This is a genomic window from Luteibacter sp. Sphag1AF, assembly GCF_014192715.1.
Classification (GTDB): domain Bacteria; phylum Pseudomonadota; class Gammaproteobacteria; order Xanthomonadales; family Rhodanobacteraceae; genus Luteibacter.
Genome location: NZ_JACHYH010000001.1, coordinates 1,451,195 through 1,468,064, shown reverse-complemented (window position 1 = coordinate 1,468,064; position 16,870 = coordinate 1,451,195). Strand labels below are relative to the sequence as shown.

10 protein-coding genes are annotated in these 16,870 nt (G+C 64.3%); 5 read left to right on the top strand and 5 right to left on the bottom strand.

Features of this window, described 5'->3' with window-relative positions; translation table 11 throughout:
- Positions 1–2: 2 nt before the first annotated feature.
- Positions 3–1,955 carry an alkaline phosphatase family protein gene (locus FHW69_RS06570; RefSeq protein ID WP_183422171.1) on the bottom strand — a complete coding sequence of 651 codons (1,953 nt, stop codon included), beginning with the start codon at positions 1,953–1,955 and terminating at the stop codon, positions 3–5.
- Positions 1,956–2,202: 247 nt separating this feature from the next.
- Between FHW69_RS06570 and mprF the strand changes: the two genes are divergently transcribed.
- From mprF to FHW69_RS06555, 3 genes are all read left to right on the top strand, one after another.
- Positions 2,203–4,752 (top strand): bifunctional lysylphosphatidylglycerol flippase/synthetase MprF, encoded by a 2,550-nt coding sequence (mprF, locus tag FHW69_RS06565; protein ID WP_343203977.1) that lies wholly within the window; start codon positions 2,203–2,205, stop codon positions 4,750–4,752.
- Positions 4,749–5,531: an AcvB/VirJ family lysyl-phosphatidylglycerol hydrolase gene (locus tag FHW69_RS06560; RefSeq protein WP_183422170.1), complete on the top strand. Its 783-nt coding sequence runs from the start codon at positions 4,749–4,751 to the stop codon at positions 5,529–5,531. Before mprF ends, FHW69_RS06560 begins: the two co-directional genes overlap by 4 nt.
- Before the next feature lie 133 nt (positions 5,532–5,664).
- Positions 5,665–5,838 carry a hypothetical protein gene (locus FHW69_RS06555; protein ID WP_183422169.1) on the top strand — a complete coding sequence of 58 codons (174 nt, stop codon included), beginning with the start codon at positions 5,665–5,667 and terminating at the stop codon, positions 5,836–5,838.
- 65 nt (positions 5,839–5,903) lie between these two features.
- On the opposite strand, the gene FHW69_RS06550 is transcribed toward FHW69_RS06555, so the two are convergent.
- The gene (locus FHW69_RS06550) at positions 5,904–6,545 is read right to left on the bottom strand and encodes a flavin reductase family protein (protein ID WP_183422168.1); all 642 of its coding nucleotides are present in this window, start codon (positions 6,543–6,545) and stop codon (positions 5,904–5,906) included.
- 419 nt (positions 6,546–6,964) lie between these two features.
- On the opposite strand from FHW69_RS06550, the gene FHW69_RS06545 reads away from it, so the two are divergent.
- Positions 6,965–7,150 carry a hypothetical protein gene (locus tag FHW69_RS06545; RefSeq protein WP_183422317.1) on the top strand — a complete coding sequence of 62 codons (186 nt, stop codon included), beginning with the start codon at positions 6,965–6,967 and terminating at the stop codon, positions 7,148–7,150.
- Positions 7,151–7,154: 4 nt separating this feature from the next.
- Here the strand turns inward: FHW69_RS06545 and FHW69_RS06540 are convergent, their stop codons facing one another.
- Both FHW69_RS06540 and FHW69_RS06535 read right to left on the bottom strand, forming a co-directional pair.
- Entirely contained in the window at positions 7,155–7,913 is a 759-nt protein-coding gene (locus FHW69_RS06540; RefSeq protein WP_183422167.1) for a transporter, read from the bottom strand.
- Between the two features lie 60 nt (positions 7,914–7,973).
- Positions 7,974–10,169: a glycoside hydrolase family 3 protein gene (locus tag FHW69_RS06535; protein ID WP_183422166.1), complete on the bottom strand. Its 2,196-nt coding sequence runs from the start codon at positions 10,167–10,169 to the stop codon at positions 7,974–7,976.
- A gap of 143 nt (positions 10,170–10,312) precedes the next feature.
- On the opposite strand from FHW69_RS06535, the gene FHW69_RS06530 reads away from it, so the two are divergent.
- A complete protein-coding gene (locus FHW69_RS06530; protein WP_183422165.1) occupies positions 10,313–14,593 on the top strand; it encodes a DEAD/DEAH box helicase in 4,281 nt (1,426 codons plus the stop codon).
- 21 nt (positions 14,594–14,614) lie between these two features.
- Here FHW69_RS06530 and FHW69_RS06525 read toward each other — a convergent pair whose 3' ends face one another.
- A complete protein-coding gene (locus tag FHW69_RS06525) occupies positions 14,615–16,792 on the bottom strand; it encodes a family 20 glycosylhydrolase (protein ID WP_183422164.1) in 2,178 nt (725 codons plus the stop codon).
- Positions 16,793–16,870: the final 78 nt, after the last annotated feature.

The following is a 16,870-nucleotide window of genomic DNA, read 5'->3' as shown; positions in this document are numbered from 1 at the left end:
GCTTACTGCTTCGGCGGGGTGTACTTCATCAGCCCGTTGGTGAACAGGTACGACGCGATCTGGTAGTAACTGACCGCTGCCTCTTCATCTGCCTGGTCAATCCGGGGTTCCGGCACGGTGTCGCCGGTTTCCCGGTTCGGAATCACCTGCTTGACCGGCTCGCGCGGCACGATCGAGGTGAGCCGATCGCCGTGCATGTAGCCCAGTTCCTGGTAGGTGCTGATGAAAGCACGCTCACGACCTGGCTCGATGCGGAACAGGTCATAGCCGAAGAAACGGCTGGTGTAGCTGAAGTTGAGCATGCCAAGAATCGTCGGCGGGATGTCGATCTGGCTCATCAGGCGATCCACCCGTCCCGGCGCCACGTGCTTGGGCGAATAGATCAGCAGGGGGATGTGATAGCGGTCCACGGGCAGGCTGGTCTTGCCTGCGCTCGTGGCGCAATGGTCTGCCGTGATCACAAAGATCGTGTCATCGAACCAGGGCTTGGTCGCCGCGCGCTTGAGGAAATCGGCAATCGCCCAGTCGGTGTACTTCACCGCCGCGCGGCGGCTGCCCTGCGGCATATCCACCCGACCCTCCGGGAAGGTGAACGGACGATGGTTGGATGTCGTCATCACGTGGCCGAAGTACGGCTTGCCGGCGGCGTAGGACTTGTCGATCTGGCTGATGGTCAGCGTGAACAGGTCTTCGTCCGCCACGCCCCACACGTTTTCCGCATGGATGTCTTTCGCGTTGATGGCCTTGCGATCCACGGCCTCGTAGCCGTTGGTCGCAAAGAACTGGTTCATGTTGTCGAAATAGCCGTAGCCGCCGTATACGAACTGCGACGTATAGCCCTTGGCATTGAACACGGTCGCCAGCGAGAACAACCCTTCATTGCCCGGCCGCTTCACGATGGACTCGCCCGGGGTGGGCGGTACCGAGAGCGCCAGCGCTTCCAGGCCGCGTACCGTACGGGTGCCGTTGGCATAAAGCTGGGTGAAGAACAGGCTCTTGTCAGCCAGCGCATCCAGGTTCGGGGTCAGATGCTCATGCTTGCCTGTGCGGCCGGCCAGCGCTTCCATGTAATCGCCGGACAGGCTTTCCACGCTGATGAGCACAATGTTGAGCTTCTTCTCAGGCCCCTGCGCCGTCACCTGACGGGTCAGGTCGTGCGGGTCGTTGCTGACGAAGGTGGAATCGGGTGTTTTCAGAAGGCCGCGCAACGTGCGGAACGCTTCATCGTTGTCGATGGTCTTGTAGTACCGCGCGTAGTCCAGCTCGTTGTTACGGAAAGCCGCCACGAACTGGTAGATACCATTGCCCGCCAGCTCATTGACGTAATTGTTCTGCGCCTTGTCCTTCATGGAGGCATCGAAGGCGTAGGAAACGCCCACCGTCACCACCAGCCAGCCCAGCACCACGGCCGTGCGCCCCAGGAATCGCGACCCGTCGTCGCGCGCCTGAAGACGGCGTTGGGACAGCACGAAGATCACGACGGCGGCGATCAGCAGATAGATCGACCAGCGCACGATGGGGTAGGACTGCTGGATGTTGCCGACCACCTCATGCGTGTAGACCAGATAGTCCACGGCGATGAAGTTGAAGCGGGCACCGAACTCGTTCCAGAAGATCAGCTCCGAGGCGGCGATGTAGAGAATCGCGTAGATCAGGACGAAGCAGAACCCGAGGAAAATCGCATGCCCCACGCGAGACAGATAGGCACGTCGGGGCATCAGCCACAGCACCACCAGCATCGGCCAGCCGAAGTACACGAACGTGATGAGGTCATAGCCCAGCCCGACCCCGAAAACATAGAGCCACTGAAGTGGGTCATGGGGTACGTCCTTGCCGGTTTTGATTAACAGAACCAGTCGGGTCACGAAGGCAACAAGGACAAAAACGACACCCAGCCACACGAGAGGGGCGAAGCGCTGGCGCAGCGCACCGGGCTTGGAAGGAAGAGACGGCATGGAACCTCGCGTGGCGCGTGATGGGCGGTCTGGGACGTTCAGGTCCACTTGTGTAGCTCACTAGGTTCAGGCTGTCACCTTACGGCAACCTTTCCGGTTGGCTGACGCGTGCATTGCGTCTACGCCTTACCACGTTCACTGTGGCACCCTACACGACTTTACGAATGCGTTTGGAGCCATCAGGCCAGTGGAGCAGGAAAGGGGAGCGGCGGTTCCAACAAGTGACAGCGCGCTGGTTCGCCCGGCGGTGTTTGTAACCCTGCTGCGTAGGGCGGGAGGCCCGCTGCTGTCCGTCGTTCTGTTGTGCCTGGCGCTGTGGGCGCTGCACGCCATGGCGACCGAGGTCACCTACCGGCAGATCGCCGCCTACTTCCACGCGCTGCCCAACAACCAGATCGGCATCGCCGTGCTCCTTACCGCGCTGGGGTACGGGGTCATGACCCTGTACGACTGGTTTGGCCTGGACAGTGTGGGCAAGCGCCTGCCCATGCGGCGGGTGGGACTGATTTCGTTCATCAGCTATGCCTTCAGCAATGCGCTGGGCATGTCGCTGCTGGTGTCCGGTTCGATCCGCTACCGCTTCTACATCCAGGCTGGCCTGTCGACGGTCGAAGTCGCCAGGGTGGTGCTCTACACCACGCTGAGCTTCTGGCTGGGCCTGGCCGCCCTGACCGGCGTGACCCTGCTGCTGGTGCCGATCCCTGCCGACGTGCCGCTGGCCAGCCTGCGCGTGCCCCTGGCGCTGCTGCTGACGATGGTGCCGCTGGCCTGGTTCCTGGGTTCGCTGATGGTGAAGCGACCGCTCCGCATCTTCCGCTGGCGGGTCTCCCTGCCCGCGCCGAAGGTGGCGGCACGGCAGATTCTGATCGGCGCCCTGGACTGGGGCCTGGCAGCGGGCGTGCTCTACGTCCTGATGCCGGAAGAGATCGCCGGCGGATTTGGCCATTTCCTCGCCATCTTCGTCATCGCGCAGATGGCCGGCCTGATCAGTCACGTGCCCGGCGGCCTTGGCGTCTTTGAGGCCGTGATGCTGGCCGGCTTCGGCGCCACGGGCAATCACGGGCTGGAAGCGCCGATTCTCGGCTCGCTCGCTGCGTTCCGCATCGTGTACTACCTGTTGCCGCTGTGCGTGGCGACGGTCCTGGTGCTGTGGCGCGAAGCGCGCGGCCTGCGCCACGCAGCGCTGCTCACCCCGTGGTTCAACAGCCTGCTCCCGCCTTTCTTCGCCGGCCTGACCCTGGTGTGCGGTGCGGTATTGCTGTTCTCCGGCGCCACGCTGGCCATTCCCGGCCGCATGGAAATCCTCCGGGGGTTCATGCCGCTGCCGCTGGTGGAGGTATCGCACTTCCTGAGCAGCGTGGTCGGCATGCTGCTGCTGATCCTGGCTCGTGGCCTGCAACGCCGTCTGGACGCGGCCTACTGGCTGACGCTGGTGTTGCTGGTAGTGGGCGCGATCCTGTCGCTTCTAAAGGGCATCGACTACGAGGAAGCCACGCTGCTGACCTTGCTGGCCATAGGGCTGGCGCCTGCGCACAAGCATTTCTACCGGCGCGCCTCGCTGTTCCGGGCCACGTTCTCGCTGGGCTGGGTGCTTGCCATCGCCTCGGTGCTCGGCTGCGCCACCTGGCTTGTGATGTTCAGCTTCAAGCACGTCGAGTACAACAATAACCTGTGGTGGGAATTCAGCTTCCACCATGGTGGTGCGCCTCGCGCGCTGCGTGCGCTGGTGGGTGCGGCCGCCGTGGTGATGCTCTTCGCGCTGGCCAACCTGATCCGTCCGGCGCGCCCGCGTCGCTCACCGCCGGGACCTGCCGAGCTGGCCAGGGCACTGCCGCTGATCAAGACCTTCCCTTCGGCGCAGGCCCATCTCGCACTGGTGGGCGACAAGACGCTGCTCTTCGCGCCGGACGACCGCGCCTTCATCATGTATGACATCGAGGGCCGCAGCTGGGTGGCCATGGGCGATCCCGTAGGCGACGACGAAGACGCCCGGCGCGAGCTGGTCTGGCAGTTCCGCGAACAATGCGAACGTGCGGGAGGCTGGCCGCTGTTCTATCAGGTTCGTCCGGAAGATCTGGACCTTTACCTCGAAGTTGGCATGAATTTGCTGAAAATCGGCGAAGAAGCGCGGGTCCGGCTGGAAACGTTCAACCTCGATGGCAAGTCCAAGAAAACGCTGCGCGGCACGGTCAACAAACTGGCCCGCGATGGCTTGCGCCTGGAAATTTTCCCCGCCGAACAGGTACCTGCGCTACTTCCGCAGTTGAAGGTGATTTCCGATGCGTGGATGCGCGACAAGCGCGTACGCGAAAAGCGCTTCTCGCTCGGCCTGTTTGACGAGGCTTACCTGTCGCGTACGCCCATGGCGGTCGTCTGGCAGGGCGACCGGATGGTCGCGTTCGCCAATATCTTCACCAACGACACCCACGAGGAAGCATCGGTCGACCTGATGCGCCACTTGCCGGATGGGCCGTCGGGCATCATGGATTTCCTGTTCATCGAACTCATGGTGTGGGCGCGGGCCGAGGGCTATCGCTGGTTCAACCTGGGGATGGCGCCGCTGGCCGGGCTGCAAAATCGTCGTGCAGCGCCGCTGTGGAGCCGCTTCGGCGCCATGATCTTCGGTCGCGGGGAGCGCTTCTACAACTTCCGCGGCCTCCATCGTTACAAAGATAAATTCGACCCGGAATGGGAACCGCGCTATATCGCCGTTGCTGGCGGCATTGCGCTCCCGCTGGCGCTGGCCAACGTGGCAAGCCTGATCTCCGGTGGTCTCAGTGGTGTTGTCCGTCGATGAAAAAAGTTCTTCGCTATTGCCTGCTCGTGCTTGTCGTCCTGATCGCTCTGCTGGTGCTGCTGTGGCATCCCTGGGTGCGGACACCGATTGCCAAGGCCACCGTGGAAGTGCCGGCCGTGACGGCGCCTCCCGCCGGACACGAAGACCTGCTGACCGTGATTTATTCCGGTGATGGCGGCTGGGCAGACCTCGACCAGCGCCTGGGCAGCGTTTTTGCGACGCGCGGCATTCCGGTGGTGGGCGTCAGCGCCATGAAGTACTTCTGGCGGGAGCGGCCGCCCGAGGAAGCAGCGCACGATCTGGACACGCTGCTGGACAAATACACCGCACAGTGGGGCAAGCACCGCGTGCTGATGATCGGATACTCATTCGGCGCGGACGTGCTGCCGACGATTCTTGCGCACATCAGGCCCGACAACCGCGCGAAGATCGACCAGCTGGTGTTGCTCTCGGCGAGCCGCGACAGCAACTTCGAGATTGAACTCGAAGGCTACATGCACAAGAACCTGTGGACCACGACCACTCAGAATTTCCTGCAGTGGCTCAATCCCGTGCGCCATTACGACGCAATGCCACCGATTCTTGCGCTGGGCGGCAAGCCGCCGGTGGCCTGCTACTACGGCGTGGACGATGCCGACGACAGTGGCTGCACAGACCCCACGCTGCCGAAGTTCGTTACGGTCTACAAAAAGCCCGGCGATCATCATTTCGACTACGACTACGAAAAACTGGCTACCGAACTCATCGAACGGCTGCCGGCACCCGCGCCCAAGCCCTGAACGCACCTCGCGTTGACGCCTGGGTGCGCCATTTTCCGCGCGCCAGATGTCACAAAACGTTCACCGGTACGCCACTGAATTTTTCGCTCTGGCGGCTCACCCTCGACATCCGAGGGCCCAACCGGAGATGACCATGCAGCGAGAACCGCACAAACGCGACTACGGATCGTCTGATCCGGCCACGCTACGCAGCCTGGCAAGCAAGGGCGCCACCGCATCGCCCGTCAGCCGTTCGGCAACTACGCCCGCAAAGCGCGCCAGCAAGCCGTCCGGACACAAGTCAGCGGCCCGACCCACCGCCGGGTGATCTGAAACGACCGCGTGCGCCGGGAACGAGCGCCGCGCGGTCGGGCATGGCGGCGGCCTTGCCAACTAAGGCTTCAGGGCCTCTTCGGCGGTACGCGGTCGCCGCATCTGAAACATCGTGTCGCTGCCGACCGCCACGTAATCCGCCAGATAGCCGGCCCGCAGGATCGGCTGCGCCGCACCGGTATCGAACAATCCCTCTTTGAGAAATGTCTTGTCGATGTGCACGGCCACCACCTGACCGAACACGACCCAGGTGTCTGTGGACGCACCCGTGAGGTCTTCCAGAGGAAGGATACGCAGCAGTCGGCACTCCAGCGCAGCGGGTGATTCAGCGATGCGCGATGCCCGTACCTGCCTGCACGGTGCAGGCGTGAGGCCCACCGCGCGCATCTCGTCTTCGCCCTGCGGGAAGGGCGCAGCGCTTCGATTCATCTGCGCGGCCAGAGAACGCACGGCAAGATTGGCGACAAATTCGCCCGTTTCTTCGACATTGCGCACGCTGTCTTTATAACCAGAGCTCGCAAACGCCACGATGGGCGGCGCATCGCAAAACGCATTGAAGAAACTGTAGGGCGCCAGGTTGCCGCGACCCTGACAGTCCACGGTGGAAATCCAGCCGATGGGGCGGGGCGCGACGATGGCCTTGAACGGATCGTGCGGCAGGCCGTGGCCGTCGGCCACGTTATAGAAATGAGTGTCAGACATGGCGCCAACATAGCAGCCTCCATCGCCCACGAAGCTGCTGCGCCAGTTCCGTACGCATGTGTACGGCAATATCTGGCAAAAAAATAAGAATCTTCCTATTCCGGCGAAGCGCTCGCCTACGCAATATGCAGGTGTGCCCGAAGCGATTCTGTCAGGGCAACGCATTGCCGATGACCGATCTCGATGGCAGGACGCCGTCTCCCGCTTGCGGAAGATCGATCCCCCCTTCATCGGCATAGACGCCGCGTCGGCATTACGCCGGGCCGCGTGCGACGGGTCCCTGTCCCGTCATTACCAAGGAAGGCAAACATGGTCCCACGCGTGAGCGTGAGGACCATGTTTTTTGCGCGGTGATCCATCCTGCGGGAAGGGGTTCCGCTAAGGGACTGAGACTGCTGTGGGGCTAAACCTGTTGTCCCGTGCCGCAGTATCATTGCGCCATGGGTTGCCTTCCGTTGCCATTGTTTCTCCTGCTGGGCTTCGGCGTCGGCTATCTCGTGGACGGCCGCAACGGCTCGTTGTGGGGCAGCATCATCGGTCTGGCTATCGGACTGGCACTCGCAGGCTGGTTGCTCAGCGCCATGCGCCGCGCCAATCGCAAATAGCGCTTCAGCGCTTCCCGAAAAACACCGAGATGCCCAGGCCCGCGATGAAGCTGGCACCGTGGCCCGCGATGCGGTGCAGGGCATACGCATCGAACTGTACGTGATTGCCCAGCGTGTACGCGGCGCCGCCGCCCAACTGCAACGCGTTGCCGTCGTCGGCATCGTGGATGGCGTCGGTCTCTGCGTACATCATGAAGTTCGGGGTCAGCTTGAAATCGAACGTCGGCGCCAGGGTCCAGGTATTGCGCCCGCGCAGACGATCCACGTTGGCGTACAGCGTGGTGAAGTAGCTGTCGCTGGTATTCCATTGCCCGGTGACGCCCAGCGTGTACTGGCGTGCGCCGTTGCTGAAGTCCGCATCACCATTGGCGAAGGTGACCTGACCCAGCGCCGCCCACGAAAATTCGCCGGATGCCGCCGGAGCGAATTTCACGGCTGCACTGCTATCGCCGTGACCGACCGCATGACGGCGAACGCCCGCGCCACGCTCTTCCACCCGATTGAACGCGGAACCGCCGAGCTGAAACTCCACAGGGCCGCCTAGTCCGATGCGGATCAGGCTGTCGGCCGAATACTGGCGATCAAGCAGGCCATCGGAGCGCTCACGGGTATAGGTGGGCAACCCTTGCTCCAGCGCCAGCGTGCCGGCAGGCAGCACGCTGGTGGCAAAGCCCGCACCGGGCCGATCCAGATCAGGAGGATCGGCGCGGGCGGGGCTTACACATGCCAGAGTCAGAAGACCAAGAGCAAATCCGGTACGCATCGGCGTCATCCATGGAGGGCGCGCTATTGTGCCGATACCGCGTCGCGGATTTGTCATGACTCAGGGAAGAACGGACTCCGGCAGCTTCACGTCGGCATGGCCTTCGGTCTTGGTGGCAGACGAACCCACGCGAACATCGTACGTGCCCGCCGCCACGCGCCAGTGGTTCGCCTTGGCATCAAAGCGCGCCACGGTGAGCGGATCAGCCACGATTTCCACGCGACGGCTCTCGCCCGGCTTCAACCACACCTTGCGCCAGCCAGCCAGACGCGACGTTTCGCCAGGAGCGGTGACGTAGAGCTGCGCAACTTCTGCGCCTTCCGTCTTGCCCGTATTGCGCAGCGTGAAGCGTGCGGCCGGACGACCCGAGGCATCGACGGTCGTTTCGAAGTCGGAGTACGCGAAGTTGGTGTAGGTCAGACCGTAGCCGAACGGGAAGAGCGGCTGGAGCTTGCGCTTCTCGAACCAGCGATAGCCGACGTCTGCGCCTTCGATGTTGTAATCGACATGGGATGCTGGCGCTTCTTTCGAACCGAGGCCGCCGCCCTGGATGGTCTGGCGCGGAAGCTGCGACTCGTCCTTCGGCCAGGTGATCGGCAGGCGACCCGACGGGGATACCTCGCCGAAGAGCAGCCGGCCGATGGCCGCACCGCCACCGGAGCCCGGATACCAGGCTTCCATGACGCCAGCGACGCTGTCCAGCCAAGGCATGACCACCGGGCCGTTGGTTTCCAGCACCACGACGGTGCGCGGATTGGCTTTGGCTACGGCCGCGATCAGCGCGTCCTGCTTGCCGTCCAGCACCATGTGCGCGTTGTCCATCGACTCCGCAGCCCACTGCGTGGCGAACACCACGACCACGTCGGCATCCGCGGCGAGTTTCGCGGCGGCGTCCACGTCGGTGCCCGGGTCGAAGGTGACCTTGCCCTTGGCGAGGCTCTTGATCGTGTCCAGCGGCGCCGACGGGTGATAACGCATCGGACCCGGCCAGCCCTGCGGATCGAGGCCTTCGATGGGGCTGCCGTTGACGTCGGCAACCGCCGAAGATCCGCCGCCGGACAGCACGCCCTTGTCTGCGTGACCGCCGATGACGACGATGGACCGGGTGTTGCGCGCTATCGGCAGCACGTTGTTCTGGTTGCGCAGAAGCACGATGCCCGCTTCGGCCGCGCGCTGCGCCACCTTGCGGTCATCGGCATAGTGAACTTTGGAAGGAACGACAGGCGTATCAATCACGCCCTTGGCAAACATGCTGCGCAGAATGCGCCTGGCCATGTTGTCCAGACGCGACTGCGGCACTTCGCCCTTGGCGACCGCGGCACGCAGGGGCTTGTCGAAGTAGACCTCCTTGTCGAAGACCTCACCGGCCGACTGCTGGTCCAGACCCGCCATCACCGACGGGCCGGCGCTGTGCACGGAGCCCCAGTCGGACATCACGTAGCCCTTGTAACCCCATTCGCCCTTCAGGACGCCGTTGAGCAGCCACTCGTCTTCGCAGGTGTACTTGCCATTGAGCCGGTTGTACGAGCACATCACCGAACCCGGATCACCGGTGGCAATGGCGATCTGGAAGGCAAGCAGGTCCGACTCGCGCAGGGCGACCGGATCAATGTCGGAGCTGAGCGTATTGCGCCCGCTTTCCAGGTCGTTGAGCACGAAGTGCTTCACGGTGGAAATGACTTTCTTGCTCTGCACGCCACGCACGGCGTGGCCGGCCATGGTACCGGCCAGCAGCGGATCTTCGCCCACGTATTCAAAGTTGCGGCCTGCACGCGGATCACGCACGAGGTTCACGCCGCCAGCCAGCAGAACGTTGAAACCCTTTCCGCGCGCTTCGCCGCCCACCATGGCGCCGCCTGCGAAAGCGATATCCGGATCGAAGCTGCCCGCTGTGACGGTTCCGGCCGGCAGCGAAATCGTGCCGCTCTTGTCCGCACCCGGACGGGTCACGCCCAGGCTGGCATCCGTTTCCTGGATGGCCGGAATGCCCAGGCGCTCGATACCCGGCGTGTAGCCCGCAGAACCGAGCGCGCCTTCAGGCGGCGCAATGCCGTCGTGCTCCTGGCCGAAGTCGGCGCGGATGATCCGGAACTTCTCCTCCTGCGTCATCTGGGCGACCACGAGGTCAGCCCGCTGGTCCGGCGTGAGGGACGTATCCATCCACGGCTGTTTCGGCGTAGCGGCCGATGCCATCACAGGCAGAAGAAGGGAGGCGATGGACAGGGCCAGCGACGAGCGGCGCACGGATGCGGTCATGAACGGTCTCTTTCGTCCGCGAAGGGATCGGGCAGCGTGGGCCAGTAACGTTTTCATCGCAACCCGTGCGACCCCAAAGGTGTAGGGTGTGGCTTGCCACAGGACGCGTAAGCCCCCATCTAAGTGGTTCAATGAATTCACAAATGTCGATGCCTCTGTCCGCATTCCATCCCGCGGTATCTGCGTGGTTTGAAGGCGCGTTTCCGGCGCCCACACCTGCGCAGGTTGCAGCGTGGCCGGCCATCCGTTCCGGCCGGCATACGCTGGTGGCGGCACCGACCGGATCAGGCAAGACCCTCACGGCGTTCCTCTCGGCCATCGACACGCTGGTATGCGACGGCGTGCGCGACGGCATGCTGCCTGACCACACCACGGTCTTGTACGTCTCGCCCCTGAAGGCGCTGTCCAACGACATCCGCATCAATCTGGAAGCGCCTCTTGAGGGCATTCGTGCCGAACTCGCGCGCCAGGGGCTGCCGGATGTGGAAATCCGCACCGCCGTGCGCACGGGCGACACACCCGCCGGCGACCGCGACCGCATGCGCCGGCGGCCACCGCACATCCTCGTGACCACGCCTGAATCGCTTTACGTGCTGCTGGGTTCAGCGTCAGGCCGCGACATGCTGAGCCAGGTGCGTACGGTGATCGTCGATGAAATCCACGCCGTGGCTGCCAGCAAGCGCGGCAGCCATCTGACGCTGTCGCTGGAGCGGCTGGAGGCACTGGGCGGCCACCGTCTCACCCGCATCGGCCTGTCGGCCACGCAGAAGCCCATCGAGAAGGTGGCGCAGTTCCTGGCGGGAGGCGACGACTGCGCCATCATTGATATCGGTCACACCCGCGACCGTGACCTCGCCATCGACGTGCCGCCCGTGCCGCTGGAAGCGGTGATGTCCAATGATGTGTGGGAGCTGGTCTACAACCGGCTGGCCCATCTGATTGAACAACACCGCACCACGCTCATCTTCGTCAACACGCGACGCATGGCCGAACGGGTGTCGCGCCATCTGTCTGATCGACTTGGCAAAGCGGCCGTCACCGCGCATCACGGCAGCCTGTCCCGCGAGCAGCGACTGGATGCCGAGCAGCGTCTGAAAAAAGGCGAGCTGCGCGCCCTGGTGGCCACCGCCTCGCTGGAACTGGGCATCGACATCGGCGACGTGGACCTCGTGTGCCAACTGGCCTCGCCCCGATCCATCGCCGCCTTCCTGCAACGCGCCGGGCGTGCAGGTCACGCCGTGGACGGCAAGCCGAAGGCCCGCCTGTTTCCTTCTTCTCGCGATGATCTGATCGAGTGCGCGGCGCTGCTTGATTGCGTGCGGCGCGGCGAGTTGGACACGCTCATCATCCCGTCCCAGCCGCTGGACGTGCTGGCCCAGCAGATGGTTGCGGAAGTGGCCGCGCAGGAATGGGACGAGGACGGTCTCTTCCGGATGTTCCGCCGTGCGGCGCCCTATGCGGACCTCACGCGTGAACGTTTTGATGAAGTGGTCCGCATGCTGGCGGAGGGATACACCACGCGCGTGGGGCAGCGCGGTGCGTATGTGCACCGCGACGCCGTGAACCAGCGGCTCCGGGCTCGCCAGGGCGCGCGACTCACCGCCGTGACCTCCGGCGGCACCATTCCCGACACCGGCGATTATTCCGTGGTGCTGGAGCCGCAGTCGCACATCGTCGGCACGGTCAATGAAGACTTCGCCGTGGAAAGCCTCGCCGGCGATATCTTCCAGCTGGGCAATACCAGCTACCGCATCCTGCGGGTGGAGCGTGATCGCCTGCGCGTGGAAGATGCGCATGGCATGCCACCCAGCATTCCGTTCTGGCTGGGTGAGGCGCCGGGGCGCAGTGACGAACTTTCCATCGGTGTGGCGCGCCTGCGCGAAACCATCGCCACCCGGCTCGATGAAGGCGGCAGCGAAGCCGCGCTGCACTGGCTGGTCCAGGACGTTGGCATCCGCCGCGATGCTGCCGAACAGATAGTGGAATACCTGGCCCGTGCACGTGCGGCCCTTGGCGCGTTGCCTACCCGCGAAACGCTGGTGATGGAGCGCTTCTTCGATGAGTCCGGCGGCACCCAGCTCATCATCCATACTCCCTTCGGCAGCCGGATCAACCGTGCGTGGGGCCTGGCGCTGCGCAAGCGCTTCTGCCGCAAGTTCAACTTCGAACTGCAGGCAGCAGCGACCGAAGACGCCATCGTGCTGTCGCTGTCCACCAGTCACAGCTTCCCGCTGGAAGAAGTGGCGCGCTACCTGCATTCGGGTTCTGCCGAACACGTGCTGATCCAGGCGCTGCTCGATGCACCGCTGTTCGGCGTTCGCTGGCGCTGGAATGCCACCAGCGCACTCGCCCTGCCGCGCTTCACGGGCGGCAAGAAAGTGGCGCCGCAGTTGCAGCGGATGAAAAGCGAAGACCTGCTCGCCACGGTCTTCCCCGATCAGGTGGCCTGCGCGGAAAACCTCGTGGGCGAACGCGAAGTGCCCGACCATCCCCTGGTGGCGCAAACGCTGCACGACTGTCTTCACGAAGCCATGGACAGTGATGGCCTGCTGGCCATCCTGCGCGGTCTGGAGTCCGGTGCCATTCGCATGGTGGCACGCGATCTGGCCGCGCCGTCGCCGCTGGCCGCCGAGGTGCTGGGAGCCGCACCTTACGCCTTCCTTGACGATGCCCCCCTGGAAGAACGGCGCACCCTGGCGGTGCAGTCACGCCGCTGGAGCGACGCGCAAGGCGCCGATGATCTGGGCAGGCTGGATGCCGATGCCATCGCGTCAGTGCGCGCGGAAGCGTGGCCTGAGGCGCGTCATCCGGACGAAATGCATGAAGCGCTGATGCTCCTGGGTGGCGCCACCGACGCCGAAGCAAAGGCCAACGATCACTGGATCGCGCACCTGCGCGCGCTGGCAAAGGCAGGGCGTGCCACGCGCATTACCATGGCCGGGCACGCCATCTGGACGGCAACCGAACGACTCCCCACATGGCAGGCACTGCACGCCGATGCCGTTGCCGCGCCGCCTGTCGTTCCGCCAGACGAGTGTCTTGCGACCCCGTGGACGCGCGAGAGCGCGATGGTCGAATTGGTGCGGGGCCGGCTTGCCGCACTCGGGCCGGTTCCGGCGCGTGTGCTCGCCGATGCGCTTGGCGTGAGTGCCAGCGACATCGAGCTGGCGCTGGTGTCGCTGGAAACCGAAGGCTACGTGATGCGCGGGCAGTTCTCGCCCGGCGTCATCGACGTTCAATGGTGCGAACGTCATCTGCTCGCACGCATCCATCGCTACACCATCGGTCGACTGCGTCGCGAGATCGAACCGGTCGCGCCACGCGACTTCATGCGTTTCCTGATGGACTGGCAGCGCGTCACCCCGGCCACCCGCGTCAGCGGGCCGGATGCGCTCGCCGGGATCATCGCTCAACTGGAAGGCTACGAAGGCGCTGCCGCCTCGTGGGAATCCGAACTCCTTCCCGCCCGCGTCACCGACTACAGCATCGGCTGGCTGGACGACCTGTGCCGCGCGGGCCGCGTGGTATGGAGCCGTCTGCGGCAGGGTACGGGTAGCGCCGGCCCGGTGCGCGGCACACCCATCGTGCTGTTGCCGCGCCGCCAGCTCAGCCTCTGGTCGTCGCTTGCCGCCAACGGCAACGAAGCGGTGATGCTTTCGTCGCGCGCTGAAGCCGTCGCTGATGCGCTGCGCCAGGAGGGTGCGCTGTTCTTCGACGAGATCGCCTCAAGCACCCGCCTGTTGCGCACGGAACTGGAAGACGCGCTGGGCGAACTGGTCGCCGCCGGTCGCGTCACGTCCGACAGTTTCGCCGGCCTTCGCGCGCTGCTGATGCCCGCAGCCAGGCGCAACGGCAGCCGTCAGCGGCGCGTCCGTCGGCACATGCTCAACGGCATCGAAGACGCCGGGCGCTGGTCGCTCGCACGACGCGAGGGCGAACGCCGCGTGGATGCCGACCAGCTGGAACACATCGCTCGCACGCTGCTGCGCCGGTACGGCGTAGTGAGCTGGCGCATCCTCGAACGCGAAGCCGCGTGGCTCCCCAGCTGGCGCGAACTTCGTCGCGTTTATCACCGACTGGAGGCCCGTGGCGAGATTCGCGGCGGGCGCTTTGTTGAAAGCCTGGCAGGCGAGCAGTTCGCGCTGCCTGAGGCATTGGCCCAGCTGCGCCAGATCCGCCACCGCGAGCACGACGGTCACATCATCTGCATTGCCGGCAACGATCCGCTGAACCTGCTGGGCACGGTGCTTGCCGGCGCAAAGGTGCCTGCCGTGGTGGGCACGCGTATCGCCTTCCGCGACGGCGTGCCGCTGGCGGCCCTGGTGGCGGGCAAGATCGTGTCGATCACGCCTCTGGAGGGGGACGACGAACGCGATGCCCGCATGGCCTTGCAGCGGCGGGCAAAGATGGTCGCGGCAACCTGAGCGGTTGCCGCGACATCCCGGTCAAAGCAACTGCACGTCGCCCAGCACGCGGATGGTCTGTTCCGGCTTGCCGGTAAAGAACAGGCACAGATCATGCGTTCCGCTGACCGGAGCCAGCTTGCCGTGCAACGTAGTGGCGCCTTCCTTCGGCAGCGGCAGGGTCGCCAGACGCTCGCCGTCGCAGGTGTCCTTGCGGATTTCCAGTTCACCGTTGCGCGTGGCTGTCTTGCGGTCCACGATGCCAGCCGCATCCTTCCACAGCTGGTAATTGAACGGCAGGCGATCAATGCGCACGTCCACAGCCGTCTTGCCATCCAGCGCCGCCGCCTTCCACGTCCAGCACGTATTCATGATGTCGACGCGATAGACCGGACGCGGGCCACTCAACGGCTCGGGCGATTCGATGCGCAGCACCAGCTTGTCGGTGCAGGTGGCCAGCTCGTCGCTGCTGCGACGGGCAAGCGATGCCGCGTCGATGCTGCGATCACGCGGGCCAGCGAGACCAAAGCCGTTGGCAAAGGCATTCGCGCGAACAGTCGTCGGGAGCGGCACCTCAAACGGTGCGGTGTACGTCGGCGACTGCGGCATCGGCGCGCTGCCGTCCGTCGTGTAGTGGATGCTGCCGTAGCCACTCTGGTTGGCCAGCGTCACGGTGGCCTTGTCGCCTGCTGCGGCTGCCACGTTGATGCTCACTGCATAGGCGCTGTCCGCCGGCATGATGCCCGCCTCGCGATAGCGATCCATCTGCGCAGGCAGACGCTGGATGAAACTGTCCCAGTCCGCTTTCGTCGACCACGTGCGCTCGGCAATGGCCGCGATGCGCGGGAAGATAGCGTGCTGCGTGCGCTGCCATGTGGGCAGGTACTCGCTGAAGGCCGTGATCTGCGCACCCAGCACGTGGTCTGCCTTGTCAGCGGAAATATCGGCCGGCACCGGGTCGAAGTCATACACGGTACGCAACGACTGCACCTGCGGACGTCCGGGCTGCTCACTCGGCAGGTCGCTCTGCAGGTAGTCGGTATAGAGCGTGGGCGAGGGCGCAAGCACCACGTCGTGGCCGGCGTTGGCCGCCTTGATCGCCCCCTTCACACCGCGCCATGACATCACAGCCGCAGAGGTCGGTACATCGCCGTCGAGGATTTCGTCCCAACCGATCAGGCGGCGGTGATGCTCGTCCAGATACTTGCCAATGCGGGCGACAAACCAGCCCTGCAACTGCTCTTCATCGTGGAAGCCCAGCGACTTCATTTTTTCCTGCACGGCTCTGGACTGCTCCCACTGGTCCTTGGCCGCCTCATCGCCACCCACGTGGATGTACGTGGACGGGAAGACTGCCATGACCTCATCCATCACGTTGGTCATGAACGTAAAGGTCTTGTCGTCCGGATTGAATAGCCAGGTGTTGACGCCCCAATCGGTGGAGGGTTTCGTCTTCTTGCCGCTGGCACCAAATTCCGGATACGCCGCAATGGCTGCCTGCGCGTGGCCAGGCATTTCGATTTCCGGCACCACGGTGATGTGACGATCGGCCGCATACGCAACGATCTCGCGCGCCTGCGCCTGGGTATAGAAACCGCAATACGGTTTGTTCTTGCTTCCCGTCAGCGCGACATCGGGACCCACCGGCTCGCGACAGCCACCCACGCTGGTGAGCTTCGGATAGCGCTTGATCTCCAGACGCCAGCCCTGGTCGTCGGTGAGGTGCCAGTGGAACGTGTTGAGCTTGTGCAGCGCCATCTGGTCAAGCAGATGCTTGATGTCATCCGTTGACTGGAAATGTCGCGCCGAGTCGAGCATCACGCCGCGCCATGCAAACCGCGGTGCATCCGCAATGCGAACGGCAGGAATGCCTTCGCGCGCGGAAGGGTCGGTCGCAAGCTGCCACAGCGTCACCGCACCATAATAAAGACCGCGTACATCGCTGGCTGCAATGCGCACGCGCGCGCCATCCACGTCGATGGTGTACGCCTCGGCATTCTTGATCGACGGCTCCACCACCAGCGAAATCGCACCGGCTTCCGCGCCATCTTCCACAATGAGGACGGAGATGCCGCGTGCGCTGCGGATGAACTGTGCAAGCTGTTCGGCAACATGCTTTACATCAGGTCGACCTGACGGAACGACAATCCGCGTCGTGGACGACAGGGCGAACTGTCCTGCAATGCGCTCCAGTTTCGCCGGCTGGGGCAACAGCGCCAAGGGAGGGCCAACAGGCGCTTGAGGCGCCGCAGCGCGCTTCGGTTGATTGGCGCACGCCCCGAGGGCGAGGGTGGCAAG